Source organism: Pseudoalteromonas atlantica, assembly GCA_007988745.1.
Lineage (GTDB): Bacteria > Pseudomonadota > Gammaproteobacteria > Enterobacterales > Alteromonadaceae > Pseudoalteromonas > Pseudoalteromonas atlantica.
This window is the reverse complement of record BJUT01000012.1, coordinates 55,972-82,797: the sequence shown is the minus strand read 5'-3', so window position 1 is coordinate 82,797 and position 26,826 is coordinate 55,972. Positions and strand designations below refer to the sequence as shown.

Sequence of the window (26,826 nt, the reverse complement as noted above, 5' to 3'; positions counted from 1 at the left end):
AGCGTCTACTTACAAATTGTCGAAAATTGGCGGAGTGGACGGGACTCGAACCCGCGACCCCCGGCGTGACAGGCCGGTATTCTAACCAACTGAACTACCACTCCGCATTTTCGTTTCTGCTTAGGTCTCCCTTTGCAGCGGCGTGAATAATACGAATCAGCCCCTACTTCGTCAAGGGCTTTTTTGTTTTTTTACAGGTTTTTTAGTCATCTGACATCGAAAGGTTTAAAATTTCACCTGATTTGTCACTTTTTGAGCCATTTTTGCCGACTTGATTTTTTTCTGCATCGGCGTTGCTCTCATCGTTTACTTTCTTTTTGTTTAAAAAAGGCAGTTTAAAGTTAAATTTGATTGGCTTTTTCTGTACAAAAATACGAATTGCTAACCACCCTAACAATAAAATGAGCAAATTACAGCCCACGATTAAAGTCACTAATGTAGAAGTGGCCATTTTTTCTTCAACGGGTTCAGCTTCCAAGGCCAGATTTTGATCAATAAGCGTAGCAGGGTCTATTTCGGGTACTGCTTCTATTGGCCTTTCTATCTCAAATTTGTATGTTGGTATTGTGGCCATAAACTCACGACCGTTTATATTAGTGCCAAAAACAGACAGTTCAACGCTGTATCTTCCCCAATCATAGTTTTTAATTGCTAGTTGGCGTGTATCACCCGCTTGCGCGTCAATTGTAAACATTTGCTCTTCATTGTTAGGGTAATAAATTTTTCCCTGCACAATAACGGTTTCGGGTTTAACTATGTTGCTATCTATATTAATAGTTAGCTGGTGATCGTCAGTATCAAGCTCTGCCAGTGCGACCTCAGATTTAAATGGCGGTTCATGCACAATGATAGGGTCTTGCACAATGCGTCGCTGTAATAAGGGGGTCGCTATATAGAGTTCTGGTGTCCACTGCCCTGCAGGAAAGTCTAATTTAAATTCGCCAGTAAACACTCCATCGTTAGGGCGTTCATCAAAGCCGCGGCCATCGTCTTTAAATTCGGCAACTTCTTGAGTGCCTGCACCAAAGTTTGCATAGCTTTCATCGTTGGTACTTACAAAGTCAACGTTTAGGCTAACTACATCTGTGAATAAGTTAGCATCGATAGGCTCATCATCATTTAAAATTTCGCCCGTTATTTTTATTGTCTCGCCTCGAAATAACATAGGAGGTAATGGCTGTGCTTTTAAAGACACTTCCCCTAACACCACAATGCGGCTGTCGGGCAAAATGCGGCCAATAACTTGCCATGGGCCAGCCATCGGTTTTTTTATGGTGATTAAGTCGTAACTAAGCTCATCAAACCAATCGAGGTTGGGATCTTTAACTGCGTTAGTGGCAAAGTACTTGCTGCCATCGGGCCTGACTAAAATGACCGCGGGCGAACCTGGCTTTCTAAAAAATAGTAAGGTTATTTCATCTAATTGGCTGTCTATACGAAAACGGTTATCTAGCAGCGGTATTTCATTTTGTTCGCCGTCGCGTTTAAGTAGCTCTACTTGCTTAACGGCAAACGCACTGGCGCTAAACAGCGAGGTGGCGCACAGTACAGTTATAAAATACATCGTTTTCATAGTTGGCCTTATTCAGCGCGCCATAAACAGTGGCCGCCTTCTTTGTCTACAAGATCGAGTCGTGCTTCGTGTGCGCTTTGCTCAGCGTCGTTTGCCCGCAATACAACTAAAGGTGCTCGGTCACTACTTAAGCGTCTTATGCCACCAGTCTGATGCTCACTGCCGTCATCTTTATTTTGGTTTAAGTTTAGCTTGGTTTGCCCGCCCGTCATGGCAAGGTAAACATCGGCTAAAATTTCAGAATCCAGTAATGCGCCGTGTAATGTTCGTTTTGCGTTGTCTATATCGTAACGGCGGCACAAAGCATCTAGGTTGTTCTTTTGACCAGGATGCAAGTCACGCGCCATTTTAAGGGTGTCGAGAACTTGGCAGTACTCGTGCGTATTTGGGTAGCCTTGGTTAAGCAGCGCAAACTCGTTATCCATATGGCCCACATCGAACGGGGCGTTATGTATTACAAGCTCTGCACCTTTAATGTAGTCAAAAAACTCTTGCGCTATATCGCGATAAAGTGGTTTATCACGTAAAAACTCGTTGGTAATACCGTGAACATCTATTGCTTCTTCTTCAATGCTGCGTTGTGGGTTAATGTAAACATGAAAATTATTACCGGTTAAACGTCGGTTTATTAATTCTACACACCCAATTTCTATAATCCGGTGCCCCTGTTTGGGGTCGATGCCGGTGGTTTCTGTATCTAAAACTATTTGTCTACGTGCCATATCGAATTTAGCCTGACTCTGGTATCTTTCTATAATCACTTTATTGTACATAATATCAAGGTAAAACAGTGCAAAAAACCGTAGAGATTTACACCGATGGCTCATGTTTAGGTAATCCGGGCCCTGGTGGTTATGGTATTTTTATGATTTATAACGGCCACGAAAAAAAATTAAGCCAAGGGTATAAGCTCACCACAAACAACCGTATGGAAATGCTCGCTGCCATTGTTGCCCTTGAATCACTCACCCGCCCTTGCACCGTTAACCTCACCACAGATAGCCAATATGTTAAGCAGGGTATTGAGTCGTGGATTGCAAATTGGAAAAAACGGGGCTGGCAAACATCAGCAAAAAAGCCGGTTAAAAATGTTGATTTATGGAAGCGACTTGATAGCGCTTGTAGCGAGCACACGGTTACATGGAAATGGGTAAAGGGACATAGCGGGCATAAATATAACGAAATAGTTGACGATTTAGCACGTGACGCTGCAGGCAGTAGCAACCTACTTGATGATGAAGGGTATCAGCCTTAACCCGTTAAAGCTTTCGCACTTTTTAATGCCATGAGTGTAAGGCTCATGGCTGGGTTAAAAAGTGCCTACTTACATTTTTTAACTATTATTATTTTTTTGCTCACACTGTTTAAAGTGCTGCTTTGAGGTTTGTCTAAGCCCTGCCCCTTTTACAGGTGAAAACTGCGGCCTTGCATGCCACTTAGGTTTTATAGGCGTAAGCGGAGCCACGCGTTTTCGCGCCACCAGCATATACACACTCCCCATAGGTTTTAAATACTGTTTGGCAAAGCTGCGCCAAAATGCAAACCGTGAAAGCCTGTTACCCCGCGCAAGAGATGAGTAAATAAAGCGCTCATCGCTAATAATTTCAAACCCCAATAAATTAAGCCAATCTTTTACCCGCGCAGGCGTAAAAAAACGCCCCGTCCACGGCAGCTTTTGGCCGCTAAAAGGCAACATTTGCGCCAATCCACATAAACTAAACGGATTAAATCCGGTAATAACAATGTAACCACCGGGTATAAGTGTGCGATGCGCCTCGCGTAATATGTGATGTGGGTCTGAGTGATACTCTAAGCAGTGGCTTAAAATACACGCATCAACACTGTGCTCATAAAAAGGCAGTTCGTCTATATCGGCTATTACACCTGTGTAAGGCCCCTCTTCGGCAACACATACTTGGTGTTTTATAGTGCTTACGCTGGTATTAAGCTCGCCACTTAAATTACCTAATTTAAGCATATGGTAACCAAACATACGCGGCAGCCATTGATCCATTTTTTGTTCAATGTCAGCACGTAAATAATCCCCATGAGGGAACTGCTGCCATGACAGCGGTTTGGGTCCTTCTTGAAAACTAAGGGTTGGTTTCATTTTTATAGCTCGTTATACTAGGTGTTACCCGTCACTTTATAGAGCAAATTAATATGGTGCAAGTTAAAGCAATTAAAGCATTTTCTGACAATTATATTTGGTGTTTAACTACCCATAATAGCGACCTAGCGTGGGTGGTTGACCCGGGCGACGCTCAGCCCGTTATGGGGCATTTAGCAGAGCATCACTTACAGCTTGGTGGCATTTTAATTACCCATCATCATAGCGATCATACCGGTGGCGTAGCCGAGCTTGTAGAACAGTTTTCAAACATTGCAGTGTACGGTCCTATAAACAGTCCGTTTGCGGGGATCACCAATACACTGGTTGATGGCGATAGCATTGAGGTATTGGGTACGCGTTTTAACATTATTACCACCCCTGGCCATACGCTTGATCACATTTGTTATATTCATGAAGAGTTGGCTTTTACAGGCGATACGCTTTTTAGTGGGGGCTGTGGGCGATTATTTGAAGGGACGCCTGAGCAAATGTGGGAGTCGTTTAATAAGCTGCGTGAGCTACCTAAAACCTGCAAAGTATATTGCACGCATGAATATACGCAAGCCAATTTAGCATTTGCAAAAGCCGTAGAGCCGCGTAACCCTGAGCTACTCCAATACAGCGATAAAGTAGATGCACAGCATGCTAAGGGCGAAATTACACTGCCAAGTACAATAGGCCAAGAGCTTAGAGTTAATCCATTTATGCGCAGCGATCTACCTACTATTACAGAGTTAATTCCAAAAGAATTTGTGTTGGTTACAAAAAACAATGAACCATGGGAAAACTTTGCAAGTCTGAGACGATTCAAAGACAACTTTTAGTTAAGATATGTTGACCTGTTGTAATTAATTTTGCAGCATCGTGGTTAGGAATATCCTAGGTAAAACCATTGGTTTAAAAAATAGCGAATGGTTTTATCAACATGTTAAAGTTGGTCGTTAAGTGGCAATGTTGACTCATAACGGGTAGTATTCGCCGAGTTTTTTACCTGATGTATTGGTATATATGAATAAATCTCCTCTATTAATTGCCTTGGCGCTTGCGCTAAGTGGTTGTCAAACATTAACAACCGTAGATTCAGACGCACAAGCTGCGACCCAAGCAAATAAGCGCTTAGAAGGCGCAAGCCCTAACGATATTAACAATGCATTGATAGTAAACGCCCAATATCAACACGTTGAGCAGAGCGAAGACGCCCCCGTTTTTGATGATGTGTGGGAGCGCATTCGTTACCAACTGTCTATTGATGTACCGCAAAACCGCCCTGTTGTTACCGAGCGTAATTACTATGCGCGTCATCAAGCTTATTTAGACCGCATTTCAAAACGCGCAGAACCTTACTTACACTTTATTGTTGAAGAAGTAGAAAAGCGCGAAATGCCTATCGAAATTGCCCTTTTACCTATTGTAGAAAGCGCGTTTGACCCATTTGGCTACTCTAATCGCAGTGCTTCGGGTATTTGGCAATTTATGCCAGCCACTGGCGAGCGTTTTGATTTAAAACAAAACTGGTGGTACGACGGACGACGCGACATAGTGCAATCTACGCGTGCTGCCCTTGATTACTTATCGTATTTACACAAAACCCTTGAAGGCGATTGGTTAAACGCCATTGCCGCTTATAATTCAGGCGAAGGGCGTTTAATGCGTGCGATTAAGAAAAATCGTAAAAAGCATTTACCAACAGACTTTTGGTCTCTCGACTTACCAAGCGAAACCACCGCGTATGTACCAAAGCTTTTAGCCCTTGCCGATTTATTAAAACGCGCTGATGAGTTTAATGTAAAGTGGAAACCGGTTATCAACGCGCAAGTTGTAGAAGTAGTTGATGTAGGCACGCAGATTGACCTTGCACTGGCCGCAGATATGGCCGATATGACTCTTACTGAGCTATACAGGTTAAACCCAGGCTTTAACCGCTGGGCGACCGACCCTAACGGTCCGCATTTTTTACTATTACCCACCGATAAAGCGGAACAATTCAGCCAAAAGCTGGCGCAAACCGATGTTAAAGACCGCTTACGCTGGCAGCAATACACTGTGGCGAGCGGAGATAGCCTATCGGTTATTGCTAAAAAGTTTACCACTAGCACTAGTGCTATTCGCTCGCTTAATAAATTAAAGTCAAACACCATACGTATTGGCCAACAGTTATTAGTACCCTTAACCGATGGGGCAATTAATAGCGAACATTTACCTAAGCAAATGCGTTTAGCTGCTAATAAAGCCACCCGTACTAAGCTGTCGCACACGGTTAAAAGTGGCGACACCCTGTGGGACATTAGTCGCGAATACGATGTCACGATGGATGAGCTGGCTTCGTGGAATAAACTGAAGAAAAATTCAGTATTGCGCTTAAATCAAAAGCTCACTGTTTATAAATCAGCGAGTAAACCACAAGCAACTGCAAGTACTAATCGCACCATTACGTACAAAGTACGCCGTGGTGACTCGCTTGCACGTATTGCGTCTAAATTTAATTTAACCGTAAACGAAATTATTAAGTGGAATAACTTAGCCGGCCAAAAGTATTTACAGCCTGGCCAAAAGTTAAAGCTTAAGGTTGATGTAAGAAGTAGTTAACCAACGGTTTAATAATTAAAAAAGGAGCGCATGCGCTCCTTTTTTGTACATATAAGCAGTTAATACCAATTCGCTTAATTAAATGCTCTATTTTGAGGCCGGAAAAACGTGTTAATAGCTAGGCAATAAATTCGCTATTTAGTTGTTCTCGGCAATTGCTCCTGCATGGTTCTGCCTTCTGCATCCATGCGGTCGTAAATGAGCATTTTTTAACGCAGCTAGCGACACGTTTAACCCCGCAAAATGATTAAGCATTATTGCGCATTGGTGTTACTAAGCTGGTAATTTTTCAAGCCATGCTTTTAACCACGGCTCTGCTACAGGCCATGGCTCAAAGTCTTCGCAGGCATCTATTTCTAAACGGTTTCCTACCGGCTTAGCTTGCAAGTCACGTAGTAGCTCATCAAAGCTGCGCCCTGCACCGCAAAACGTATCGCCGTAGCATCTATCGCCCATGGCTATAACACCAAATGGCTTATCAGTTAGCATCGGAAATGTGCTATTCATAGCAAAGTAGAGCCCTGCTAAATTGCTAGGTACATCGCCTTGCCCTGTGGTAGAGGTAACAACTAATATATGTGAGGCGTTTTTTATATCATCAAGTGAGGCCTCACTAATAACGCTCGCAGTGTGCCCCGCTTTTTCAATTGTATTTGCAACGTCGTAGCTTAAACGTTCTGCGCCGCCGTTAACGCTGCCTACAAAAATACTAATATGTGCCATTAATAATCCTTTTCTTGCTGTGGCCAACCTAGTTGCTTACATATACTAAGCATGTCTTCACCTAGTGGCGCTTTAATTACGATGGGTTTATGCGTGTAAGGGTGCACAAAACTAAGCTGCGTTGCAAATAGCATTAACCGCCGCAGTGCAAAATGCTCCCTAAAAAATTGATTATGCTGGTTATCACCATGATTTACATCACCAATAATAGGTATTGATAAATGATTAAGGTGGCGCCTAATTTGATGCTTTCGCCCTGTTTTTGGAAAACACTCTACGAGCGAGTAACGCACCGTGGGGTATTTACCAATAGGAATTGGTAGCGTGGCTTGATGCAGACAATTAAATTGTGTTTGCGCCGCTTGTGGCGCTTTATTTTGCGTGGCAAATTTGTCAGCTATTTTATCAAGCTCTTCTTTTAACGGTTTATCTAAAAACACCGATTCAGGCGCAAAACCACGTACAAGCGCTAAATAACGTTTTGTTATAGTGCCTTCAATAAATAGTTTGTTCATGTCTCGGGCAGATTCTGAACTTAAAGCAAATAGCAGCACACCTGATGTTGGTCTATCTAGCCTGTGCACCGGAAATACATGTTGCCCTAATTGGTCGCGCAGCATTTGCATTGCAAACTGGGTTTCGTGTTTATCTAAAAAAGAGCGATGAACCAATAAGCCTGCGGGCTTATCTATGGCAACAAAGTATTCGTCTTGGTAAAGAATATTAAGCTCGCCGTACTCTACAGGTTCTCCCTTTTCAGTCATGGGGTTTACCCAAAAAAGCATCAAGTTCACTAAGTAGCGTTATAATTTCGCCGCTGCCGGTTTTACCCACTAACGCCATTTCTGCCATAGGCGCAATGGCAAAATTTTGTGGCAATGGTTGGTTAAGCGTTATTAATTGCTGCATTTTTTCAATAAATACAAGCTGTAACCATTGCTCAAATGCCATGGTATCGTGACAAAAAGGCACTTGAGATTGTAATTTATGCGCCTCTATTAGCGTGCTTTGCCACAGTTTATGTTTTTTTAAAAGTGTGCTTAATTGGTTTAAATAAGCCTGCGTTTGCTGATACATAACCACTCTTCTTTTTACGTTATAGGGCAATTATACCCTGTTCCCTCAATGCCTGCTATGGCGTATAATTGAGGCAATTTTGCAGTAAAAACAATTGAGATAACGATGAGCGAACACATAGCGACACTTGGCCAACTCTTAGATGGCGCCGGTACACAATGGCGTGCTTTTGATATTGGCAGGCATATTACTAAGCTTGATAAAAAACAGTTTTTAGCTATTGAGCAAGCACAAGTTCCTTATCCTTATCCGCTTGCGGGGCATGCATGGCTGGCTATTCAATTTTGGGATAGCAAAGCAAGTAAAGAACCTTATGTATGGTTTTTAAAGTTTCCACTTGATGAGCAAAGTAAATTAGTGAGCGCGAGCCGCGATCATTTCGCTAATATGGTAATTGAAGCCCTAGGCAGCGAAATTACCGGCGAGCAAGCCGATGGTAAGCTAGATAATAACCCTTATGTGTTTACCCCTAATGCAAATAAATTAGCGGCTTTTAACGCCCAACTTAAAGTATTGTTAAAGCAACCAGCCTCTAAATATTACGAGCACACGCAGCTGTACTTTAGTGGCACTTTAGGTTTTGATGATTGGCAAAGCGTTGCGCTACAAGGTATTGCCGATTTTGCACTGCGCCTAAATAACGACAACAACTTAGCAAACTTGCAAAAAGCTTGGCCGCATTTACCACTAGAGGTATTGCAGCCTTTGAGCGCCATGCTTGAACATGTAGAAATACCGCCATCACTCAGTGAGCTTTTAGTTGCCTATGGCCACACTGCCATTGAAAATAACGATACAATTGCACTAACTGCCGCACTGCGCTCGCTTTCAAAAGGTCAAGCGCAAGGGCTGTGTACACAACTAGTAGATGCTGCATTAAGCTCATCTGTTGGCACTGATTCAGATGTACTTTTAACGATTGCAGGGCGATGCTTTTCTCAACTAGAAGAGCCTGAGCGCTTACATATTTTTATGGATAATTGTGCGCACCACCAACAAATTGCCGAGCTATTCCCGAGTATCTTTGCTGATTTAGTTGCAATACCCACTATACGCCCACACTTACTAGGCTTATTACGTAAAGAAAATCGCAGCGAAACGCTCGCTCGCGCAATTGGAAGGTTGTTCTCTTAATGGCTACTTTGTGGACGTTTATCGCCATTGGCGCTGTAATTTACTTATTTTGGCTAAATCGAAAAGTGGCAGAAGCTGCTAACAGTCATGCCGCGCGCCAAGCTGAGCAATTACAGGTTCAGTTAATGAGCGTAGCGTGCACAAAACGCCGCTTTGGCATTTTAAAAAATGGCAAACCGGGGATCAAAAGCGAATTTATGTTTGAGTTTTCAAGTGATGGCGAAAATGCCTATCAAGGTATTTTAATTATGGAAAATGAAATGCTAAAAAGCGTTGTTGTGCCGCCACACAAAATTTAACTCTAATCGTTAAAACCGGTGGGGTTAAAGTGAACCACTAAAATAAGTTAATACATAAAACTAAGGCGTAACAAAAGTTACGCCCCACTCTTACAGCATCCTGCTTGTTATCCTTGACCCAAAATCCGTATTATCATCCCCTGAACGAGTAAACAACCCTATTTACCCTCAACATTGCATCCTGCAAAATCCATAACCATCCTGGCTAACCCACGTAAACTAACGCTTGGCTACTTACTGTAGCATCATCCTTGGTCATCCTTTTAAGTAGCTCCTGCCACTTTAAATGCATCCTGCATTTTCCACTTGCCGCCTTGGCCATCCTGCGTAAACTAACGCTCCTGCTACTTCCTGTAGCCTCATCCGTAAATATCCTTAAGTAGTTCCAACTACTAAGCGCCTCATGCACTTCCTAGTTCGTCCTTGCGTCCTTTTTAACTTGTCCTTTATGCTTCCTGCTAGCATCTGCTATGTTGCCTATTCCGTATCCTTGGCAGTAGCTTAGTCATTAAGCTATGTCGTCTTGACAAGTTAAATACTACGCGAGTTTGGGTTTCATCCTACTAGGTAAACAAAATTAATTTTTCGTAATATATATGAAAAAATATAAAACCCAATACTAAACAAAAGCTTACCCTTTTAAAGCTGCATTTATGAACGACCGTAACTGATAATGCGCACGCCAATGTAAGATATGTCTCACGGGCATATGTCCGTAATGGCGCTTATCGCTTACAGACTTACTTTGCATATGGTTTAAAAAGAAGCTCTCCGGATACTTTATTAAAGGCAAGTGCTTTATAAGTGCTAAATCCTTCTGATTTAAAAAACGTATTATGCTCTTGGCGTGTAACAAAAACGGCAAGCCCTTTAGCCCCTGTGTTTTTAGTTGCTAAATCATCTAAGCCTCGTAACAGGTAGCGCCCAAGCCCGTGGCCTTGCACGTGCGGGTCTACCGCAATAAACGCTAAATAGTAGTAATCGCCAATCTCATTAAGCGCAGTGCGTATTGTTTGCTCTTTTTCTATTAGTTGGTTGGTTTGCAAATACCCTGCGCTCAGCATTAACTTTAAGCGCCAATGCCAATAACGCTCTGGTTGTAATTGGCTGCTTGACTCAAATACACACGCCACCGCTTTTAATTTATCATCGCGGTACAAGCCTATTAATGGCAGTTTTTCTTGCCAAAAAGCACTGAGCTCTTCGCGTATCACTGAGCGTAATTTTTTCTCGTAGGCAGCCATATTATGTTGATCATAACCTAATAAATTTTGAAGTAGCGGATCATCATGATAGGCCTGATAGATTAAACTCCCTGCAGTGCTTATATCTTCAGGGGCAAGGTATTGTACGCTTAATGTGTGCTCATTAGAGGTGACTGTCATTGTGTATCCTTTTTGCTTTACTACCCTCAACGTTGCCAAACTATTTACCGTATATAAAGTAATTGGTAATTGTATGGCGAAAATGTTTATCTATACTGCAAGTTAACTATATACCTAAAGCAAAAATACCGTCAATTCAGCGAGAGTTTAACTAGCAAAGCCTATAGTCTGGCTCTAAGCTTGGTTTAATTTAATCAGATGGAGTAATAATATGGATACGACAAAACACGATATGAAAACGTTGTTTGCACAATTGGGTTTACCTAGCTCAGAACAACAGATTGACGATTTTATTGCTTCTCACTCACTAGAAGACACAACGCTTTTACAACAAGCTCCTTTTTGGGATGAATCACAGCAGCATTTTTTAGCAGAATCGCTAGCAGAAGATGGCGCGTGGAGCGAAGTAATTGATGAACTTGATGTGAGGCTTCGCCAAGAAGGTAAGTAATACTAATTTGCTTAATTATGCGACCTATTTTGAGGCTCGATAAACGTGTTTATAGCTAAGCAAAAATTAACTATTTGCTTGTTCTAAATGAAAAATTTTTTAACACAGGTAGCGACCCGTTTAGCCCCGCAAAATGATTAAGTATTATTGCGAATTGGTATAATCCCCCCTCTGCTTATACCAAGGCTTTATGCGCCTTGGTATTGTTGCTACTATAGCACCCGCGCAGCAAACACTTGCTGCGCTTATATATTAAAGAGTTACAAATCTAATGAATGCAGTTGTATTTGATGCAATTAAAGTCCTTCTTGATGAAGGCAAAACCCCTACTGTTGCCCTAACTAAAAGCCGTTTAGCACAACCTGTGCCTATGCCGGTTATTATTGCCGCAGTAAGCCAATATAAAAATAACCCTGATTCAATTCATAATTTAATGAAAAACCCTGAGCAGAGCATCGTTGAGCCTAAAACATCTCAACTCGATCGCATTGAGAAAAAACTCGATAGGTTGCTAGCCCTGTTAGAGCAAAAATAATTTGAGACTATAAATGTTCGTTGTTGATTTAACGTTTGACTGCTACCAAGACACCACCCTAGAGCACGCTGAGCAAGCCATTAACCGATTAGTTAATGCACTGCGTTTTAACGGCCAAATTATGGGTGAAGAATTCCCAACTGTACTAAAAGATGGCTATTTTATTACCCGTGTAATGTGCCCAACCGAAGACGCCATGCACCCATTAAATAATAGCCCTTTTGTAAAACACAGTATTGAGAAGCTGCACAGTGCAGGTTTACTTGCTCCTAAAATAAAAGTTATTGGCCAAGACATTCACTCAAACGGTGCCGATACCTGTAAATCGCCTTCAAGCTATATTTTATACACAACCTATGTGCATACCTGTAGCCCACTGTATTGTGGTGATGACTTTTTACCCGTGCCATTATTTACTATTCCGGCCATTGCAAATGGTGATTATAAAACACTCATAAAATGGCAAGAAGATTGGCAAGCCTGCGATCAAATACAAATTAACGGCGCTACTCGGTGTGAATTTCCAGCGCTTGAAGAAATATCAAGCACACAAAGTGACTTATATCGCCGCGGTAAAGACATTGCTAAACGTATCCGCTTTTTAACTCAAAAACCGGTTTATTATTATTTATACCGTGTAGGTGGTGTAGATAAAGCCTCAGAACTTGAGCGTAAATGCCCTAGCTGCAATAGTGAGTGGAAATTGCCAGAGCCGTGGTTTGGGTTATTTGATTTTAGGTGTGAGCCATGTGGGTTAGTATCTAATGTTTCGTGGGATTTTCAGTAACTAAAAGCCTGCACTTTGCAAAATAAAGTTACACACCTTATAAAAAATCAGCTTAATGCATTGCACTAAGCTGATTTTTTAATGCTCAATTAAATTAAGTAAAAGCGGCAAGTAAGGCTACAATATCGCTCTTTTCGCTGTAATAACTAAGCAACCTTTAACGCATCTTGCAAAGGGCTTATCCTGCACAATAATTAACGATTACTGCACATTGGTTTAATTAATCTAAACCTCAAGCGCTTTTAAAAAAGATTCTATATTGGGTGCAAGTACATGATGCGGCTTTTTACCTACGTACTCTAAACATACCTCACCGGTTTTTACCTGCACGGTAACCAGTAAGTCATCTTGCTCAGTTAAACCAATGAATAGGGTTTCTGGCTGCTTTAATTTTCGTTTCATTAATACATGACCGGTAATATTTTGTTGCAGCAGGTCAAAATCATCTTTATTCCAAGCTTGTAATAACTCCACACGGTGACCATCTATGTTGGCTAAAATGCTACCGCCATACATGTGCCCATAAAACTCACCAACCCCTGCTGGGAAGCTCAGCTCAAGCGCGTTAGCTAAATCTGATAACGAACCTGCGGGGGTTTGCAAAGCACTTTTCCATTGAATATTGCCTTGTGCGTCTACCTCGCCAAACTCGCAAGGGCTAGGCCATTGTTCATCGTGTGCCATAAGCGGATATTTAGCGGTGTTTTTAACGGTTTTTTCACAAAATTGCGTGTGAAGTTGGGCCATTTGCATTGCAACAGACATACTGCGAAACTCATTTAAATTAGATATAATGTCCCTATTGTAACTATTTAAGAGCAAACATGACAGATTACAGCAATTCTCCAGACCTTAAAGGTAGTGTGTTAGGACAATCTACTGAATATGTAGATGTATATTCGCCTAGCTTGCTTTTTCCTATTGCCCGCAAGTTAAATCGTGATGCTTTAAATATTGACGAAGCCGAGTTGCCCTTTAAAGGCCAAGATATTTGGACAGGTTATGAGCTTTCGTGGTTAAACGCTAAAGGTAAACCGCAGGTTGCCGTGGCGCTGTTTACTTTTGCGTGCCAAAGCAGCCATATTATTGAGTCTAAGTCGTTTAAACTTTACTTAAATAGCTTTAATCAAACCCGCTTTGAAAGTATTGAGGTGGTAAGACAGCATTTAATTGAAGACTTATCAAATGCGGTAAATAGCGATGTAGCGGTAACGTTATACGCACCTGATGACTATAACTGCTTACCTTGCACGCCATTACCTGGGCAATGTATTGACGATTTAGATATTGAAATAGATAACTACGATATTGACGCCTACTCACTTAAATCAAAAAGTGACACCCTAGTTACTGAGACTCTGCACAGCCATTTGCTTAAATCTAACTGCTTAATTACCTCGCAGCCAGATTGGGCCAGTATAATTATTCGTTACACTGGTGAGCAAATATGCCATGAGGCACTCTTGCGTTATTTAATTTCATTTAGAACGCACAATGAGTTTCATGAGCAATGTGTAGAGCGTATTTATAGTGATTTAACCACGCAGCTAAACATTAAAGAGCTTGAAGTTTATGCGCGTTATACACGCCGCGGTGGGCTGGATATAAATCCGTATCGTTCAACGCACTATAACGATACGCCTTTTGCGGTAAAAATTAATCGCCAGTAATACCAATCGACTTAAATATCACCATAAAAAAGGAGCTTAAGCTCCTTTTTTATACCCGTTATAAGCTAATCAATGCGCTTAGTCGGAATAGGCATTGCGCACACATCAATATAATTATGGGCGTATACAAACCAAGGTTCGGTACGATTTTTTCGCGCCTCAATCAATTCTCTAAATGATTGCGAGTCTGTTTTCATAACATTAAAGGTGCTTTTATCACGCTTAATATCGGCTAACACCTCAATGTTTTTAATTGGGTTAAATGGCGTGTTAGGAACAGGCTTACGCTGTAAACGATTAAAGTGCTCCATACCTTCAAGCACTCTTCCAAATACGGTAATATTTTTATCAAGGTAGCGCGGACCTTGGCCAATGGTGACAAAAAATTCAGTGCTTGCACTGTTGATCTCATTGCCACGCGCCATGGCAAACACACCGTGGCAATGTACCTGCCAAGTTTGTGTATTAGAGGCGTTTTGTGCGACAGCAAAACCGTTTAAAAACCCCGTTACAGGCGCGTAACCATCGCCTTGTAGCTCTGTAATTTTAAGCGGCTGTGTGGTGCTATGGTAAAACTCTGCAGGCACAGTTTTATTAGCCGTTTTAATTACTTTATTGCCTGAGCTGTCGCCTCCTTGGGCTACAAACCCTTCAACAAAACGATAAACACGGGTATTTTTATAAAAGCCTTCTCGTGCAAGTTGTTTTACGTGCGCAGTATGCTTAGCTGCAAGCTGCGGGTTAAGCTCAACATAAGCCGCCCCTGTAGGTAGCGTAATTTTTAAAACATTTTGCTTGTCTACATTTCGCCATTCGTGCGCTTTAGCCTGCTTTATTACCTCGCTTGCGCTACGGGTTGGAGTTTGTTGAGTGCCCGCGTGTTGCTCTGTGTATTGGGCGCACCCAGTTAATCCTGTTATTAGTGCTGCTAAATATAATCCTTTCATATAACCCTTATACTGCCTATTTAGTCCCAATCAAACTTATAGAGTAAATCAACATTTTGATTTAAACCACTGGTGATCTCTACATAAAATTGCGAAAGCAGCTGATAGCGAATAGCGACCTCACTGAGCGAGTCAAATACCCCTACGCTGTATTTAACTTGTAAGCTAGGCGCTACATATCCCGATATTTCAAGCTTAGTGCTATCGCCAGAGCCCGTTGAACTTAAGCTTACATCAGATAAACCAATGGTTTCGCCAACTTTAGATACAACGCCTTCACTGCGGCTCACCCCTTGTGAGAGCAATAACTGAGTAAGCATGGCATCGCTTGAACTGTCGCCCTCGCCTAGCGGCTGCCCATTGAGTAAATAGGCCAGCGCTTGTGCTTGATCCATTGCCGGCTCAGAAAATACTTTTAAGGTAGGTTGCTCAACGTTACCAGTAAGCGTAACACCTGCCACAACACCGTTTGCTGTGGTGTCTGGATTACGTATGGCTTTAATATTTAAAAACGGTTGCTCAATCGAGCCACTAAACCCTATTTGCCCAGTACTAATAATTAAATCTTGGCCAAAAGCTAAATACGTACCATCGATTAAATTTAGCTCGCCGGTGGCAATTATAGGGGCGCCCTGGCTCATTTTGATGGCTAAATCGCCCGCTATTTTCGACTCAAGACCAAACGATTCTATTTTTACATCGTTTTTAACAATCACTTTTAAATTTACATCGTAATCAAACGGCACGTTTTCTGCCGTTTCAGTTTGTTGATCAACAATAATCTCATCGTCACTCACTTGAACGGCGCCCTCTGGCAGCTCTTCAATCATTACCCTGCCATAAGGCACAATCACTTCGCCAGACAGCTTTAATGCATTATTTGCAAGTCCAATAGTTAAATCAGGCGATACTTTAAACGTCACGCCTTGCTGCGCGCGAACAAAAAACTGCTCGCCGTTAACGCTTACATTTACCTCAGGCTGTGCACCTTGCCAATCTACGTCGCCGGTTAGGTTGATTTTACCGCCTTGGGTGTCGTTTAAATTACCTTTAATTGTGGCGGTGGTTTTATCAAATAAAATGTTTACATTAGATTTTTGCAACACCACCGGCAACTGCTCACCTTCTAAATTGATATCACTGACATTTACCTCACCATTTAATAGTGGGTCTTGCAAAGTGCCGGCAACTGCCACGTTACCTGTTATATCGCCTTTTAATTGCTCAAGGGTTTCGAGAAATGGATGTAAGTCTGATAGCAATATTTTATCTATATTAAGGTGACCGTTTAATGTTTGCTGATTTTGAATATCATCAATATTAATTTCGGTGGCTATTTTACCAAGCACACTTGAGCGTAAATCGGCCTCTAGCTTACCCGTTTGAGAGTCAGTGTAGGCACTAACTTTTAGCGTCTCGATGGGCAATTTAAACCGGTCTTCCTCTGAGGTAAGAACAGCAACAAGGTCATCCGCATTTAAATTAGCGCGAAGTGTTTTTAATGCGCCCTCGTTCCAATTTGCAGCAAAGTCGCCGCTTATATCACCACGCGTACGCATGTTGTCTGGTAAAAAGTGTTTAAGCTCTTCAAGCGCTAAATTGCTCAACGTAGCATTAAATTGGCCCAAGTTTTTAGTTTGCGCAAGGGTGTTAATACATAGCTCACTTTTGTTTGAGCGCCAGCAATGTGCACTCACATCAAAATCGCTGGTTTGGGTATTAAACATCACCGCAATTTTTTTACTATTACTAAAGCTGAGCTTTTTGTCACTTAGCGTTATATTACTGAGCGAGCCATTCCACACGTCATTATTGAGCTTACCGGTTACTTCAAGCTCAGCAGCGCCTTGCTCTGCATCTATGGCGGCCACCAGCTGATGGTCAGTTTTATCGCCAGTGGCAGTTAGCTCAACACTATTAATTACCTGATCAGCAACCATTGCTGAGCCTACGTTTAAGCTCACATCGGTTTGCCAATCTGCGGCTGTATCGAGCTGACCTTTAAGGGCGAGTTTGTTAACGTTTATGTCGTTATACATAAAGTTATCGAGTAATAACGATAAATCAACGGCGGGGGTTAAACGGGGCCCTCTAACTTTTAAATCGGCCTTACCGTTTGCAACGAATGGCAGATTAGTTTGCTCATTTCCTGTCAGTGTTACTTTTCCGTCAACCTGCCAGGTGTCGTCAACTTGCCCGCTCAAGGTTAATTTATTGGCCCCGCTACTTAAATACAGGCTGTCTATGTTGGCTTTTAGCGTATTGTTAAGTGTAAAGTTTGAGGCAAATTCAAGCGGTGTTTGGTTCAGTGTACCTGCAAGTTGTGTATTATCCATTTGCAAGTGCCAGTTTTGCCCTTCGCTGTTAAAGCGCCCTTCTAGCTGGCCAGAAATATTACTTGTAAGCGCATCTGTTAAGTATTGTGCTTTTAAGCTATTTAACGAACCGGTGAAATCGGCTTGTATGCCCTTTTGCCAATTAACATTACCTTTAAATATTGCACTACTGTCGTTTGCTTTTAGGCTTAAGGTACTTAACTGCGCTTGGCTAAGCGAGCCGTTTAATTGCGTGTTTAATACTACAGCTGGATAGGCACCTAATTGGCTATGCGCTTTTAAACTTAGTGTGTAATCATCCGCATTACCCGAAGCTGATAAATCAACATTATTTACTTTTAGCTCGTTACTTTGAGCGTCAATCAACCATTGCTCAACTTTACCAGTAAGTTCAAACGGATAATTTTTTTGTTTTAAATTAGCCGTCGCCGTTAAATTTAATGGGTACTGACCAGTCGTTTGTAAATTTATATTTAAATCAGATAGATCACCACTTAACGCTAAATTCGCTTGGTGCAAGTCGCTGTTTAACGCTACTTTAGCGTTTAATGGTAAGTTACCTGCAAGCTCACTAGTTAACTCTGTATTTAATTGCCATTGTTGATACTGCGCGCTAAGCGTTTGTAAGTTAACTTTTTCATCTTCTACATTTAATACAAGCGCTATATTTTCGATTGTGTGAGTTTGCTCACCTTGCTCAATATCCACCTTTTTAACGTCAAACTGCTCTACCCGTAAATTAAGGGGCGATGTAAATTCTATATCTGGTAACGCAGGTAGCGCTGTTAGCGCTTGGCCTTGATTAGCCGTTGCTTGATTAGATGAGGCGGGTTGCTCTTTAAGCTTTACCAATACATCACTAATAGTTAGGCTTTTTAGTGCTAAGGTTGCATCTTCAGCTTTCGCTGCAAGGGTAAAGTTATTTACGGTTACATCAGCACTTGGATGATTTAATACAAATTCGTTTATTGCTACATTTTTAACGGCAATATTAAAGGGAAACGTAATTTTAGCTAATGGATCTGAGGTGCTCTGTTGTGTGGCTTCGGGTGCATTGCCAAGGGCTAGTTTGATTGACCGCGCGCTTACATTTTCAATACATAGGCCATCGCACTGCCACCAAAATAAATCTATTTTAAGCTGCTGCGCTTTAAAATCTGTACTTTGGTTTTTAAAACTCACATTAAACGGGTTGTTATATAAAAAGCGCCCTTTTTTAATCTCAATATGTAAGCCGTCCACCATTTTATTGGCACTATAAGCAATAAATTGATTACCGGGCGCAGTAAATAACAAGCAAAATATAATAACGGCAAGCGTGATTAAAACGCCGATGACGGCGGCGGATATTTTTTTAAATACTGACATTAAATTTCTGGCCCTATGGTAATGCTTAAACGTGTGCTTTTACTTTCTTTAGTAAGTCCCCATGCATGGTCTACTTTTACGGGGCCAATGGGTGTTAAATAACGAAAGCCAAAGCCTGCGCCCACTTCAAAGTCGTCCGAAAAATCATTTGTGGCGGTACCGCCATCAACAAATAAAGCGGCGCGCCAATTTTGTGCAAATTGGTAATTGTATTCAATAGTACTGGTTAGTAAGTATTTACCACCAATTAAATCACCGTCTTCATCTTCAGGTGAAATAGACTGATAAGCAAAGCCACGTACACTTTGGTCACCACCGGCATAAAAGCGCAGCGAGTAAGGGACGTTTTCAATATTATCGACCAGCATGGCGCCCACGTTTGCTTTTAAAAAAACTAAGTGTTTATCTAAATAGGTTCGCAGCCACGCATGCTGCAGCTGCACCCGCACTAAGTTTGTGGTTGAAAGTACATCATCTAAACCAAACTCGGCCGAAATTAGCCACTGCTCACCCCAATAAGGCGTTGTGCCTCCTTTTGACTTTTTGCGGGCATAGCTAATACCGGGCATAAGCATTTCGGTGCTTTCTTCTGGTTCATCACCAATGCGGTATGTTTCTTGGTCACGACGTAAAAAGGCCGTGCGTACCCATTTATCTTCAGTTAACCATTGGCGTTGCAGTTGGCCGGTCAGTATTTCACTGTATATGTCATCGGCAAGTTCATCTTCTAACTTGTAACCCACTGATAAACGCCATAGATCGTCGTTAGGGTCATCTACCGGAATGGTGTACGCCATAGAAATATCTTGCTGTTTCTCAGCTACATTTAAATTGCTTTCCAGATAATGCCCATCTTCTGTGATCCAGGGTTTACTCCATTTAAAACGCACTTTCGGGCCCAGCTCGGTATTAAAGCCACCGCCTACTTCGTAGCTATTAGCAGGTTTGTGTAGCACATCAATATTTATAGGCACTTGTCCGTTAGCTCTTGCTGGTATATCGGCATAAATACGCACGCTTGCAAAATACGGTGTGCTTGAGAGCTCAAGGTTATAATCGGCAATTTGTGTGGCTTTATAAGCTTGCCCTTGGGTAAAAGGTGCAAGTGAACGAATGTATTTTTCTGCGGGGGTTTCGCTGGCAATGATTATATTGCCATACGTGTAGCGCACGCCGGTATCTATATTAAATGTAATAACGGCACTGTTTTTTTGCACTGATACCGCAAGCTTTCGGGCTGGCCATTTAGCATCAAAATAGCCTAGATCTAATAGCATTGACTCTATTTTTTTATGAGCTGAGTCGTACCTGCCATGATTAAGAACATCGCCCTGGGTTAAATTTAAGTTTTTAATAACGTTTTGTAATTGCGAGTCGTTTTTACCCTCACCATTAAGCGTTATATTGATAGCCTCTATGCGCGTTGCAGGGCCGCGCTCTACTTTAACGATAAGCTCTTTGTCGTCTTTATCAAACTCAATGTCTACCGTTGGGTTGTAATACCCCAGCGCTTTAATACTGCTTTGCACTTGCTTTTTAACATAGCGGCGCAAGGTTCTGGTGGGTTTTTCGCCAACCAGTTGTTTTAAATAGAGCTCAACGTTACTTTCTAACTCGCCACTAATCCCTTTAATTTCGTAATCTTCAATTACCCTTTGCTCAGCGCTGGCTTGAGTGCTTATAAAAAAAGCTAAAAAAAACACAAAACGTAATAACTGTTTGAACAAGTAAATATCCTTACTTTTTATTCTTTAAAATTTAACCACCAATGAGTTACATACTACCATAGCCATAATGAGCAACACATTAACTTAATGGTAATCTTGCACCAAATTTCACTCCCCTTTAATGCCTATAAAGTCAAAATTAATACGCTTTAAAGCAATATTTTGGTTACAATAGTGGCTACGAATACAAAATTAATTTTAAATGAGTTTTTAATGCAATTCCCTGATGATGATAACGGCCAACTTTTAGCCGAAATAGCCGCTGCTGGCGTTGATTTAAGCAAAATGCACCAAATCGATTTTTTCATTTTATTTGAACAACAAGCTGATGCTGAAAAATTTGCCAAAGAAATAATCTCTGATGCATTAGTACAAAGCGCAAACGTTGAAAAATGTAAAGACACTGGCGTGTGGGAAGTGATTACTCATGTACAAATGGTGCCAGAGCACACATTGCTTGGCCAAGCAGAGCAATACCTTGAAAGTATTGCTAACAGTTACAATGGCTATGGCGATGGCTGGGGTTTAATGGACGAAGACGCCGCTTAACAAAAATCAGTTAAGCTTAACCGCTTAACTGATTAGCTTTTCTAAAGTTGCCAGTGTAATCAAATAATTTATCAGATACCTTCCAGCCATACTTTTTACTTTTACGCGCTATAACAAAATCGGGGTGCACTAAATCGAACTGTGCCTTAATTACCTGCTCAGCACTTTTAAATTCGACAGGCGCTTGCCCCTGCCCTAGACGTTTACCAAACTGTTTATTAAAAATATACTGCCCGCCTTTACTGGCAAGGTTATATACCTCATCGCAACTTGCACCATCTTCATCAAAGTAGGTTATTTTAATTAAATCATCTTTAAGTTTTACCACTGATAACCCACTACAGCGCAGTACTAACGCATCTTTCAAATTAAGGGCGTTACGTAGCTTGTCGTCGGGGTCGGCCATTACTGCGCCACAATCATGGCATTTACGAGCTGCTATATCGTTTTGAGCGCCACATTGTTCGCACTCTTTAAACCTAAACCGATAATCGCATTGCTCTTTATGGCCTTCGTCATCTTCTAATAAACCTTGGCAGCGCCTGCCAAAATGCTCAACGACTTTGCCATCAGCATCGGTTTTTCCCCAAAAAATATTTGCGAACCCACACCCAGGGCAAAGCACTTGAACGGGCTCATTATCGCTATCACCTTTTTTATCGCCCACCTCAGGGTGAAATAAATCAAAGCCGTTGCCTGCGTAATCTATAACTAAGCAGTCTGTTTTTCCTTCATTTAGCCTAAGCCCACGGCCAACAATTTGTTGGTATAAGCTAACCGATTCGGTGGGACGTAAAATAGCGATAAAATCGACATGCGGCGCATCAAATCCGGTGGTTAAAACAGAAATATTAACGAGGTATTTTATGTTTTTTTGTTTAAATTGATTTATTAATTTATCGCGCTCTACATTTGGGGTATCGCCAGTTATAAGGGCACTTTGCTCTGCGGGTAAATAAGTTAAAATTTCTTGCGCGTGCATCGCCGTTGCCGCAAATATCATCACGCCTTGGCGGGTTTCACTGTATTGTATTACCTGCTTCAGTATAGCTTGCGTTGCGCGCTCGCTATTTTTTAAAAGCGCATTCATGTCATCAGTCGTATATTGACCAAATGCATTCGTAGCCAAGGACGAAAAATCATAATGACTAATTGCCGCGTCCACTTCATTTGGCGGCGTTAAGTAATTATGTTTGATCATATACCTGAGCGGTAATTCAAATATACAGTTTTTAAACGGGCTTTCTTTATTACCTTTTACAAAACCATGGTAATGATGATGGTATATCCACCCCATTTCTAATCTATAAGGTGTGGCCGTTAAACCTAATACTTTTAACTGAGGGTTATATTGTTTGAGCGTATTTATAACCTTTCCGTATTGGCTTTTTTTATCACCATTTACTCTGTGGCACTCATCAATAATAAGCAAAGAATAATGCTCATTTAATTTATTTAAATTACGCGATAAAGACTGAACACTGGCAAAGGTAACTTGGTGGCTAAGTGATTTTTCTTTTAACCCTGCTGAAAATATACTCGCTTTTAAACCAAAGTTTTTATATTTTTGTGCGTTTTGCTCTACCAACTCTTTAACATGTGCAAGCACCAGTATTTTTTGTTTTGCTATTCGCGCAAGCTCTGCAATAACAAGGCTTTTACCGGCACCGGTAGGCAGTACAATTACGGCAGGGTCATTTGTTTTTCTAAAATGTAAAACGGTGCGCTCTACGGCCTCTTGCTGATACGGCCTTAATTTATAGCTCATGAAAATAGTAAATAGAATAACCAGAAATGCAGTTTAACAAATACTAAGCGACTGCGGGGAGTTTAAGGTAAGTTTTCGCCAATTAAACCTGACTTGCAAGGCGTAAGCCCAAGGTTTAGTTATTAAGTTATACACCATTAAAAAAGAGAAGCCGTAGCTTCTCTGTTATTTTATTAAGCTAGGTGCTTTTGTAAATCAACACCTTCAAACGCTTTAGGACGACGTCCACGACCGGTCCATTCAACCACCTCGCCATCTACTTCAATGCGATACTTAGCTTTTACTTTGGTTCGCTTATCTGCAGTACCATCTTGTAAATCTTCTAACGTAAGTCCTTTTTCTTTTAAAAGATCCAACACTTCCTGTTTAGCTTGTAGCTGCTCAGTATATTTTGCAATCGCATCAGTGATTAATTGTTGTGCTTTTTCTAGCTCAGTTAATGATGCTGTTTTAATAAAAGATCGAACTTCTTTCATTTATATCTCTCTTGCCTGTTGGAGTTAACTTTTTAATTTCAAAGCAAGTATAAACCCAACAATATATTTTTACCATGAGCAATTTTACTCCATAGTAAAAGGTATAAAAGCAAATACTTTAGCATGAGAAATCAACATGAAATGGTTTAGTAAGGAGTCGTTTCTAAAATAGCAAATATTATATTTTCTATTTAAAGGCTAATTAATCTACTTTATATAGTGACCATAAAAGGCGCTCCTGCATTCACAGTACAATCTAACCAATTAGCCTCTCGCGAGCTCAAAGCGATGCTTGGTTATTATCACATCTATGGAAGTTAGATTTTGATATTAGAACATAAATTTAATCCGTTTGGTGTTAAATCATGCTTTATGCTAGATGTATTTAGCGTGACTTACACATCCATTTTATAGTATCTGGTTTTAAAATGAAAATACCACTTGCTTTACACAAGTGGTATCACTGAAAAATTATAAATTTTATTTAAATTAAAAGTTTTGTGTATAACGGAAGTAAACTAAACGCCCAATATCAAAACCACCATAATAAGAATAAGTCGAGCTAGGCCCAGAATACATAAGAGGACCACGTTTATCAAAGACGTTATTTGCGCCAATTGATAGCTTTGATTCCCATGGGGTATTGTAAGTTAGCTGTACATCATTAAACGCAGTAGAACCCACTTTATTTTTAGGTGTGATAGTGCCATTCGTCCAATCACGTTCAAAATTAGGGTTACTACATCTATCTTCAAAGTAACAATCTTCTCTCATTGATGAGAAGTAACGTATACCCCAATTTGCACTGAAATCTCCATATGACCAATTCAGTCCTAAACTAGAACGAAGCCTAAATGTATCTTCGTGCCCTACATATGACTCCACTTTTACATTTTCTTCATTAGATGGTTTTGAATCATACTTAATTAGATAAGTACTATCCATAGTTGCACGGAAGTTACCAAAATCTGTTTCAAATGCATAAGCTAAAGCTAGATCAATACCTGAAGTTTCAGTAAAGCCTGCATTTCGGGTACCGTATGTTAAATCATTCACGATATGGTTGTTTGTATCTCGTGAGAACATAGCACAACGAGATTCATCCCCTCCAATATAACAATCTTTTAAGATATCATTAGGTGTATCAGAGACAACTGTGTCAGTAATTTTGATGCTCCACCAATCGAGAATTATATCTAAGTTTTCTACATAGCTTGGGTTATATACAAAACCAATTGTTTTACTAGTTGACTCTTCAGGTTGTAAAAACTCATTAGAACCACTATTAAATGGAACCGGTGTTTGTGCTGCAGGTCCAGTAGTAGGAACAAAACCTTGTTGTAATTGTCGATAGTCACTAGGAACGTCTTGCAAGCAGCGTGCTGAACCTGCCGCAGTACCGTATACAGAATCACATGGATCTATAAATCCTGTCGTGAAGGTTTGAGAGCTTCCACCATATAAATCGCTAATAGTAGGTGCACGGAAACCTTCAGACCATGTACCACGAACTAATAAATCATCGATAGGCCTCCACTCAATACCTACTTTACTATTTGTTGTATCCCCGAATGTACTATAATCTGAGTATCTTGTAGCTAAGTTCACACTTAAAGACTTGGCGCCAACCATATCCGATATGATTGGTATGTTTAATTCTGCATACGCTTCAGTTACATCGTATTTACCGCCAGTTGCACCGGAAGCAAGTGTTGTACTTTCTCCTAACTGAGCAAGGGCATCAGGGTTATACTGACCTGTTTCTTTGCGGTACTCGCCCCCAAGAGCAAAAGTTAATCCACCAGCTGGCAACTCAGTAATCAAACCACTAATATTTGCAAAGTACATTGTAGTTTGCGTCTCTCCACGATAATGCAGAGTCGGATATAAAAAGTCTTGTACACTAGGATCCGCTAGGGAATATTCTACTGAGCCAGCGCCAAAGCCAGCTAGTGGATTCCAAGCTGTACACTCTGCTGAAGAAATAGGATTATCTTCTGTACCACATTGCACTTGACCTGATGAATTTAAAAATGAAGGACCTGTCGCAGCTTTAATTGCTGGCTTATAAAAGTTACCATTGTCGACTTGAATCGTAGAGCTTTTACTGTAAACCCCTCCAATATCCCAATCAAAATATCGATCAGCTAATTCAAATGAGCCTTCAAGTGCTGCTGTGAAACGAAGGGTATCTTGATTACTTTCTGTTGTACGAGGAACCTCCCAACCACGGCGAGTAAAATATACGTCCTCATCAACTGGGTTAAAATAACTATCGGCACTAAGAACAATATCATCAGAAGCTGACTGATAGGGGTAACCTGCAACTTGTCGTGTCGCTTTTCGCTCACTATAACCAATATCGCTACTAAAGTTTATATCGTCTGTAAGAGCATAGTTAGCGCTAACATAAAGCGAACGAGCACTGAGAGGCGTTTCTAAATGCATTTGCTGCTGTGAAATACTTGAGCCATTTTCATATGTTTGTGGTTCGAAATCATCGAAAGAAGCAGCATTGCCAGGGCGCTTAGCAACATACCACTGATCATTATAGTTGAATCGACCATACTGCCCTACCAAAGTACGGTTATTCGGAATATCGTACCCTGGGTAAGAAACCTCAGAAAATTCACGGTCTTTAGCCCATACATCACCTTCATCGCGCCATTCAGCACCTAATGTTATTGAGCCACGATCACCTGTAATACCTGTGACCATGCTTACATTTTTCTTTTCACCGTCGCCTTCGTCATACTCCCCGCCATAAACTGTAAATTCTAACCCTTCGAAATTCTTGCGGGTAATTATGTTCACAACACCAGCCATGGCATCTGAGCCATACATAGCAGATGCACCATCTTTTAATACATCAATACGTTCAACCATACCCATCGGTACAGCAGATAAATCTTGATAGCCAGAAGTTGTAATACCTAGGCGCTTGCCATTAATAAGAACAAGGGTTCGACCTGTACCTAAGTTACGTAAGTTCACATAATTTCCGCCAACATTTTCGCCTGAAACGAGGGGCTCCGAGCGACTTATTGGCGGAGATCCCGCCGCTGACATATTCTCAAGAAGATCAATAACCGAAGTGAAACCTTGGTTAGCAATATCTTCACGACTAATAGTCTGAATCGGCTGTGCAGTTTCAAGGTCTGTAGAACGAATTCGTGAGCCCGTAACTTGAATACGTTCTACTTTTTCAACTCCCTCTTCAGCAGCAAATGAATTTGCTGAAAACGCAGCTGTTGATGCTGCACCAAAAGCAATCGCTAAACGCACTGCCTTTGAAACTTTGTTATTTAACATGTGATTCTCC

General features: G+C 41.2%; 24 protein-coding genes and 1 tRNA gene. 10 read left to right on the top strand and 15 right to left on the bottom strand.

The window, feature by feature from the left end; all coding sequences use genetic code 11:
• Positions 1 to 27 precede the first annotated feature (27 nt).
• The 3 genes from PAT01_RS07825 to dnaQ form a co-directional block, all read right to left on the bottom strand.
• Positions 28 to 104: transfer RNA gene (locus tag PAT01_RS07825), tRNA-Asp, on the bottom strand.
• 98 nt (positions 105 to 202) lie between these two features.
• Positions 203 to 1,573: a TIGR03503 family protein gene (locus PAT01_RS07820; protein ID WP_004585982.1), complete on the bottom strand. Its 1,371-nt coding sequence runs from the start codon at positions 1,571 to 1,573 to the stop codon at positions 203 to 205.
• Positions 1,574 to 1,581: 8 nt separating this feature from the next.
• Positions 1,582 to 2,295, bottom strand: a complete 714-nt coding sequence (gene dnaQ, locus PAT01_RS07815) for a DNA polymerase III subunit epsilon (RefSeq protein WP_154945290.1) — start codon at positions 2,293 to 2,295, stop codon at positions 1,582 to 1,584.
• Positions 2,296 to 2,363: 68 nt separating this feature from the next.
• Here dnaQ and rnhA point away from each other — a divergent pair, with 68 nt between their 5' ends.
• The gene (rnhA, locus tag PAT01_RS07810; protein WP_024033685.1) at positions 2,364 to 2,828 is read left to right on the top strand and encodes a ribonuclease HI; all 465 of its coding nucleotides are present in this window, start codon (positions 2,364 to 2,366) and stop codon (positions 2,826 to 2,828) included.
• Between the two features lie 78 nt (positions 2,829 to 2,906).
• Here rnhA and PAT01_RS07805 read toward each other — a convergent pair whose 3' ends face one another.
• The gene (locus PAT01_RS07805; protein ID WP_154945289.1) at positions 2,907 to 3,683 is read right to left on the bottom strand and encodes a class I SAM-dependent methyltransferase; all 777 of its coding nucleotides are present in this window, start codon (positions 3,681 to 3,683) and stop codon (positions 2,907 to 2,909) included.
• Between the two features lie 53 nt (positions 3,684 to 3,736).
• On the opposite strand from PAT01_RS07805, the gene gloB reads away from it, so the two are divergent.
• Positions 3,737 to 4,510, top strand: coding sequence for a hydroxyacylglutathione hydrolase (gloB, locus tag PAT01_RS07800; RefSeq protein ID WP_154945288.1), 774 nt, complete (start codon positions 3,737 to 3,739; stop codon positions 4,508 to 4,510).
• 184 nt (positions 4,511 to 4,694) lie between these two features.
• Positions 4,695 to 6,272 carry a lytic transglycosylase gene (locus PAT01_RS07795; protein WP_154945287.1) on the top strand — a complete coding sequence of 526 codons (1,578 nt, stop codon included), beginning with the start codon at positions 4,695 to 4,697 and terminating at the stop codon, positions 6,270 to 6,272.
• Positions 6,273 to 6,545: 273 nt separating this feature from the next.
• On the opposite strand, the gene PAT01_RS07790 is transcribed toward PAT01_RS07795, so the two are convergent.
• Genes PAT01_RS07790 through PAT01_RS07780 form a run of 3 tightly spaced genes read right to left on the bottom strand, consistent with a single transcriptional unit; the run spans position 6,546 to position 8,072 of the window.
• Positions 6,546 to 6,995 carry a flavodoxin gene (locus tag PAT01_RS07790; protein WP_024033689.1) on the bottom strand — a complete coding sequence of 150 codons (450 nt, stop codon included), beginning with the start codon at positions 6,993 to 6,995 and terminating at the stop codon, positions 6,546 to 6,548.
• Positions 6,995 to 7,759, bottom strand: coding sequence for a tRNA pseudouridine(65) synthase TruC (truC, locus tag PAT01_RS07785; protein WP_154945286.1), 765 nt, complete (start codon positions 7,757 to 7,759; stop codon positions 6,995 to 6,997). Before truC ends, PAT01_RS07790 begins: the two co-directional genes overlap by 1 nt.
• Complete coding sequence (locus tag PAT01_RS07780; protein ID WP_154945285.1) at positions 7,752 to 8,072, bottom strand: YqcC family protein; 321 nt, start codon at positions 8,070 to 8,072, stop codon at positions 7,752 to 7,754. Before PAT01_RS07780 ends, truC begins: the two co-directional genes overlap by 8 nt.
• A 105-nt stretch (positions 8,073 to 8,177) precedes the next feature.
• On the opposite strand from PAT01_RS07780, the gene PAT01_RS07775 reads away from it, so the two are divergent.
• Both PAT01_RS07775 and PAT01_RS07770 read left to right on the top strand, forming a co-directional pair.
• A complete protein-coding gene (locus PAT01_RS07775; protein ID WP_004585973.1) occupies positions 8,178 to 9,206 on the top strand; it encodes a DUF3549 family protein in 1,029 nt (342 codons plus the stop codon).
• Complete coding sequence (locus tag PAT01_RS07770; RefSeq protein ID WP_004585972.1) at positions 9,206 to 9,505, top strand: DUF3301 domain-containing protein; 300 nt, start codon at positions 9,206 to 9,208, stop codon at positions 9,503 to 9,505. The genes PAT01_RS07775 and PAT01_RS07770 overlap by 1 nt, the downstream gene beginning before the upstream one ends.
• 740 nt (positions 9,506 to 10,245) lie before the next feature.
• Here PAT01_RS07770 and PAT01_RS07765 read toward each other — a convergent pair.
• On the bottom strand, positions 10,246 to 10,890 hold the full coding sequence (locus tag PAT01_RS07765; RefSeq protein ID WP_024033694.1) for a GNAT family N-acetyltransferase: 645 nt from the start codon (positions 10,888 to 10,890) through the stop codon (positions 10,246 to 10,248).
• A 211-nt stretch (positions 10,891 to 11,101) separates the two neighbouring features.
• Here PAT01_RS07765 and PAT01_RS07760 point away from each other — a divergent pair, with 211 nt between their 5' ends.
• The 3 genes from PAT01_RS07760 to PAT01_RS07750 all read left to right on the top strand — a co-directional run bounded on the left by PAT01_RS07760 (position 11,102) and on the right by PAT01_RS07750 (position 12,663).
• A complete protein-coding gene (locus tag PAT01_RS07760; RefSeq protein ID WP_004585970.1) occupies positions 11,102 to 11,341 on the top strand; it encodes a DUF2789 domain-containing protein in 240 nt (79 codons plus the stop codon).
• A 271-nt stretch (positions 11,342 to 11,612) separates the two neighbouring features.
• Complete coding sequence (locus PAT01_RS07755) at positions 11,613 to 11,876, top strand: hypothetical protein (RefSeq protein ID WP_004585969.1); 264 nt, start codon at positions 11,613 to 11,615, stop codon at positions 11,874 to 11,876.
• Between the two features lie 13 nt (positions 11,877 to 11,889).
• Entirely contained in the window at positions 11,890 to 12,663 is a 774-nt protein-coding gene (locus PAT01_RS07750) for a Zn-ribbon-containing protein (protein WP_004585968.1), read from the top strand.
• Between the two features lie 225 nt (positions 12,664 to 12,888).
• On the opposite strand, the gene syd is transcribed toward PAT01_RS07750, so the two are convergent.
• A complete protein-coding gene (gene syd / locus PAT01_RS07745; RefSeq protein ID WP_154945284.1) occupies positions 12,889 to 13,428 on the bottom strand; it encodes a SecY-interacting protein in 540 nt (179 codons plus the stop codon).
• Between the two features lie 59 nt (positions 13,429 to 13,487).
• Between syd and queF the strand changes: the two genes are divergently transcribed.
• Positions 13,488 to 14,333, top strand: a complete 846-nt coding sequence (gene queF / locus PAT01_RS07740; RefSeq protein ID WP_154945283.1) for an NADPH-dependent 7-cyano-7-deazaguanine reductase QueF — start codon at positions 13,488 to 13,490, stop codon at positions 14,331 to 14,333.
• A gap of 65 nt (positions 14,334 to 14,398) precedes the next feature.
• On the opposite strand, the gene PAT01_RS07735 is transcribed toward queF, so the two are convergent.
• Genes PAT01_RS07735 through PAT01_RS07725 form a run of 3 tightly spaced genes read right to left on the bottom strand, consistent with a single transcriptional unit; the run spans position 14,399 to position 20,687 of the window.
• The gene (locus PAT01_RS07735) at positions 14,399 to 15,280 is read right to left on the bottom strand and encodes a peptidylprolyl isomerase (protein ID WP_154945282.1); all 882 of its coding nucleotides are present in this window, start codon (positions 15,278 to 15,280) and stop codon (positions 14,399 to 14,401) included.
• A 20-nt stretch (positions 15,281 to 15,300) separates the two neighbouring features.
• Complete coding sequence (tamB, locus tag PAT01_RS07730; protein ID WP_154945281.1) at positions 15,301 to 18,984, bottom strand: autotransporter assembly complex protein TamB; 3,684 nt, start codon at positions 18,982 to 18,984, stop codon at positions 15,301 to 15,303.
• Positions 18,984 to 20,687, bottom strand: a complete 1,704-nt coding sequence (locus PAT01_RS07725) for an autotransporter assembly complex protein TamA (RefSeq protein ID WP_404821025.1) — start codon at positions 20,685 to 20,687, stop codon at positions 18,984 to 18,986. Before PAT01_RS07725 ends, tamB begins: the two co-directional genes overlap by 1 nt.
• Positions 20,688 to 20,924: 237 nt before the next feature.
• Between PAT01_RS07725 and PAT01_RS07720 the strand changes: the two genes are divergently transcribed.
• Positions 20,925 to 21,260: a ribonuclease E inhibitor RraB gene (locus PAT01_RS07720; RefSeq protein WP_024033700.1), complete on the top strand. Its 336-nt coding sequence runs from the start codon at positions 20,925 to 20,927 to the stop codon at positions 21,258 to 21,260.
• A 16-nt stretch (positions 21,261 to 21,276) separates the two neighbouring features.
• Here the strand turns inward: PAT01_RS07720 and PAT01_RS07715 are convergent, their stop codons facing one another.
• The 3 genes from PAT01_RS07715 to PAT01_RS07705 form a co-directional block, all read right to left on the bottom strand.
• A complete protein-coding gene (locus PAT01_RS07715) occupies positions 21,277 to 23,028 on the bottom strand; it encodes a DNA repair helicase RadD (protein ID WP_154945279.1) in 1,752 nt (583 codons plus the stop codon).
• A gap of 173 nt (positions 23,029 to 23,201) precedes the next feature.
• On the bottom strand, positions 23,202 to 23,504 hold the full coding sequence (locus PAT01_RS07710; protein ID WP_055013917.1) for an H-NS family nucleoid-associated regulatory protein: 303 nt from the start codon (positions 23,502 to 23,504) through the stop codon (positions 23,202 to 23,204).
• Positions 23,505 to 23,993: 489 nt separating this feature from the next.
• Positions 23,994 to 26,816: a TonB-dependent receptor domain-containing protein gene (locus tag PAT01_RS07705; protein WP_154945278.1), complete on the bottom strand. Its 2,823-nt coding sequence runs from the start codon at positions 26,814 to 26,816 to the stop codon at positions 23,994 to 23,996.
• Positions 26,817 to 26,826: the final 10 nt, after the last annotated feature.

Excerpts from the sequence above, each read along its gene's own strand:
- PAT01_RS07790 (WP_024033689.1), bottom strand. The coding sequence starts at position 6,995 with ATGGCACATATTAGTATTTTTGTAGGCAGCGTTAACGGCGGCGCAGAA.
- PAT01_RS07780 (WP_154945285.1), bottom strand. The coding sequence starts at position 8,072 with ATGTATCAGCAAACGCAGGCTTATTTAAACCAATTAAGCACACTTTTA.
- PAT01_RS07760 (WP_004585970.1), top strand. The coding sequence starts at position 11,102 with ATGGATACGACAAAACACGATATGAAAACGTTGTTTGCACAATTGGGT.
- truC (WP_154945286.1), bottom strand. The coding sequence starts at position 7,759 with ATGACTGAAAAGGGAGAACCTGTAGAGTACGGCGAGCTTAATATTCTT.
- dnaQ (WP_154945290.1), bottom strand. The coding sequence starts at position 2,295 with ATGGCACGTAGACAAATAGTTTTAGATACAGAAACCACCGGCATCGAC.
- PAT01_RS07805 (WP_154945289.1), bottom strand. The coding sequence starts at position 3,683 with ATGAAACCAACCCTTAGTTTTCAAGAAGGACCCAAACCGCTGTCATGG.
- PAT01_RS07770 (WP_004585972.1), top strand. The coding sequence starts at position 9,206 with ATGGCTACTTTGTGGACGTTTATCGCCATTGGCGCTGTAATTTACTTA.
- PAT01_RS07765 (WP_024033694.1), bottom strand. The coding sequence starts at position 10,890 with ATGACAGTCACCTCTAATGAGCACACATTAAGCGTACAATACCTTGCC.
- PAT01_RS07710 (WP_055013917.1), bottom strand. The coding sequence starts at position 23,504 with ATGAAAGAAGTTCGATCTTTTATTAAAACAGCATCATTAACTGAGCTA.
- PAT01_RS07795 (WP_154945287.1), top strand. The coding sequence starts at position 4,695 with ATGAATAAATCTCCTCTATTAATTGCCTTGGCGCTTGCGCTAAGTGGT.
- tamB (WP_154945281.1), bottom strand. The coding sequence starts at position 18,984 with ATGTCAGTATTTAAAAAAATATCCGCCGCCGTCATCGGCGTTTTAATC.
- PAT01_RS07705 (WP_154945278.1), bottom strand. The coding sequence starts at position 26,816 with ATGTTAAATAACAAAGTTTCAAAGGCAGTGCGTTTAGCGATTGCTTTT.
- PAT01_RS07755 (WP_004585969.1), top strand. The coding sequence starts at position 11,613 with ATGAATGCAGTTGTATTTGATGCAATTAAAGTCCTTCTTGATGAAGGC.
- PAT01_RS07720 (WP_024033700.1), top strand. The coding sequence starts at position 20,925 with ATGCAATTCCCTGATGATGATAACGGCCAACTTTTAGCCGAAATAGCC.
- PAT01_RS07775 (WP_004585973.1), top strand. The coding sequence starts at position 8,178 with ATGAGCGAACACATAGCGACACTTGGCCAACTCTTAGATGGCGCCGGT.
- PAT01_RS07735 (WP_154945282.1), bottom strand. The coding sequence starts at position 15,280 with ATGAAAGGATTATATTTAGCAGCACTAATAACAGGATTAACTGGGTGC.
- gloB (WP_154945288.1), top strand. The coding sequence starts at position 3,737 with ATGGTGCAAGTTAAAGCAATTAAAGCATTTTCTGACAATTATATTTGG.
- syd (WP_154945284.1), bottom strand. The coding sequence starts at position 13,428 with ATGTCTGTTGCAATGCAAATGGCCCAACTTCACACGCAATTTTGTGAA.
- PAT01_RS07715 (WP_154945279.1), bottom strand. The coding sequence starts at position 23,028 with ATGAGCTATAAATTAAGGCCGTATCAGCAAGAGGCCGTAGAGCGCACC.
- PAT01_RS07750 (WP_004585968.1), top strand. The coding sequence starts at position 11,890 with ATGTTCGTTGTTGATTTAACGTTTGACTGCTACCAAGACACCACCCTA.
- PAT01_RS07820 (WP_004585982.1), bottom strand. The coding sequence starts at position 1,573 with ATGAAAACGATGTATTTTATAACTGTACTGTGCGCCACCTCGCTGTTT.
- queF (WP_154945283.1), top strand. The coding sequence starts at position 13,488 with ATGACAGATTACAGCAATTCTCCAGACCTTAAAGGTAGTGTGTTAGGA.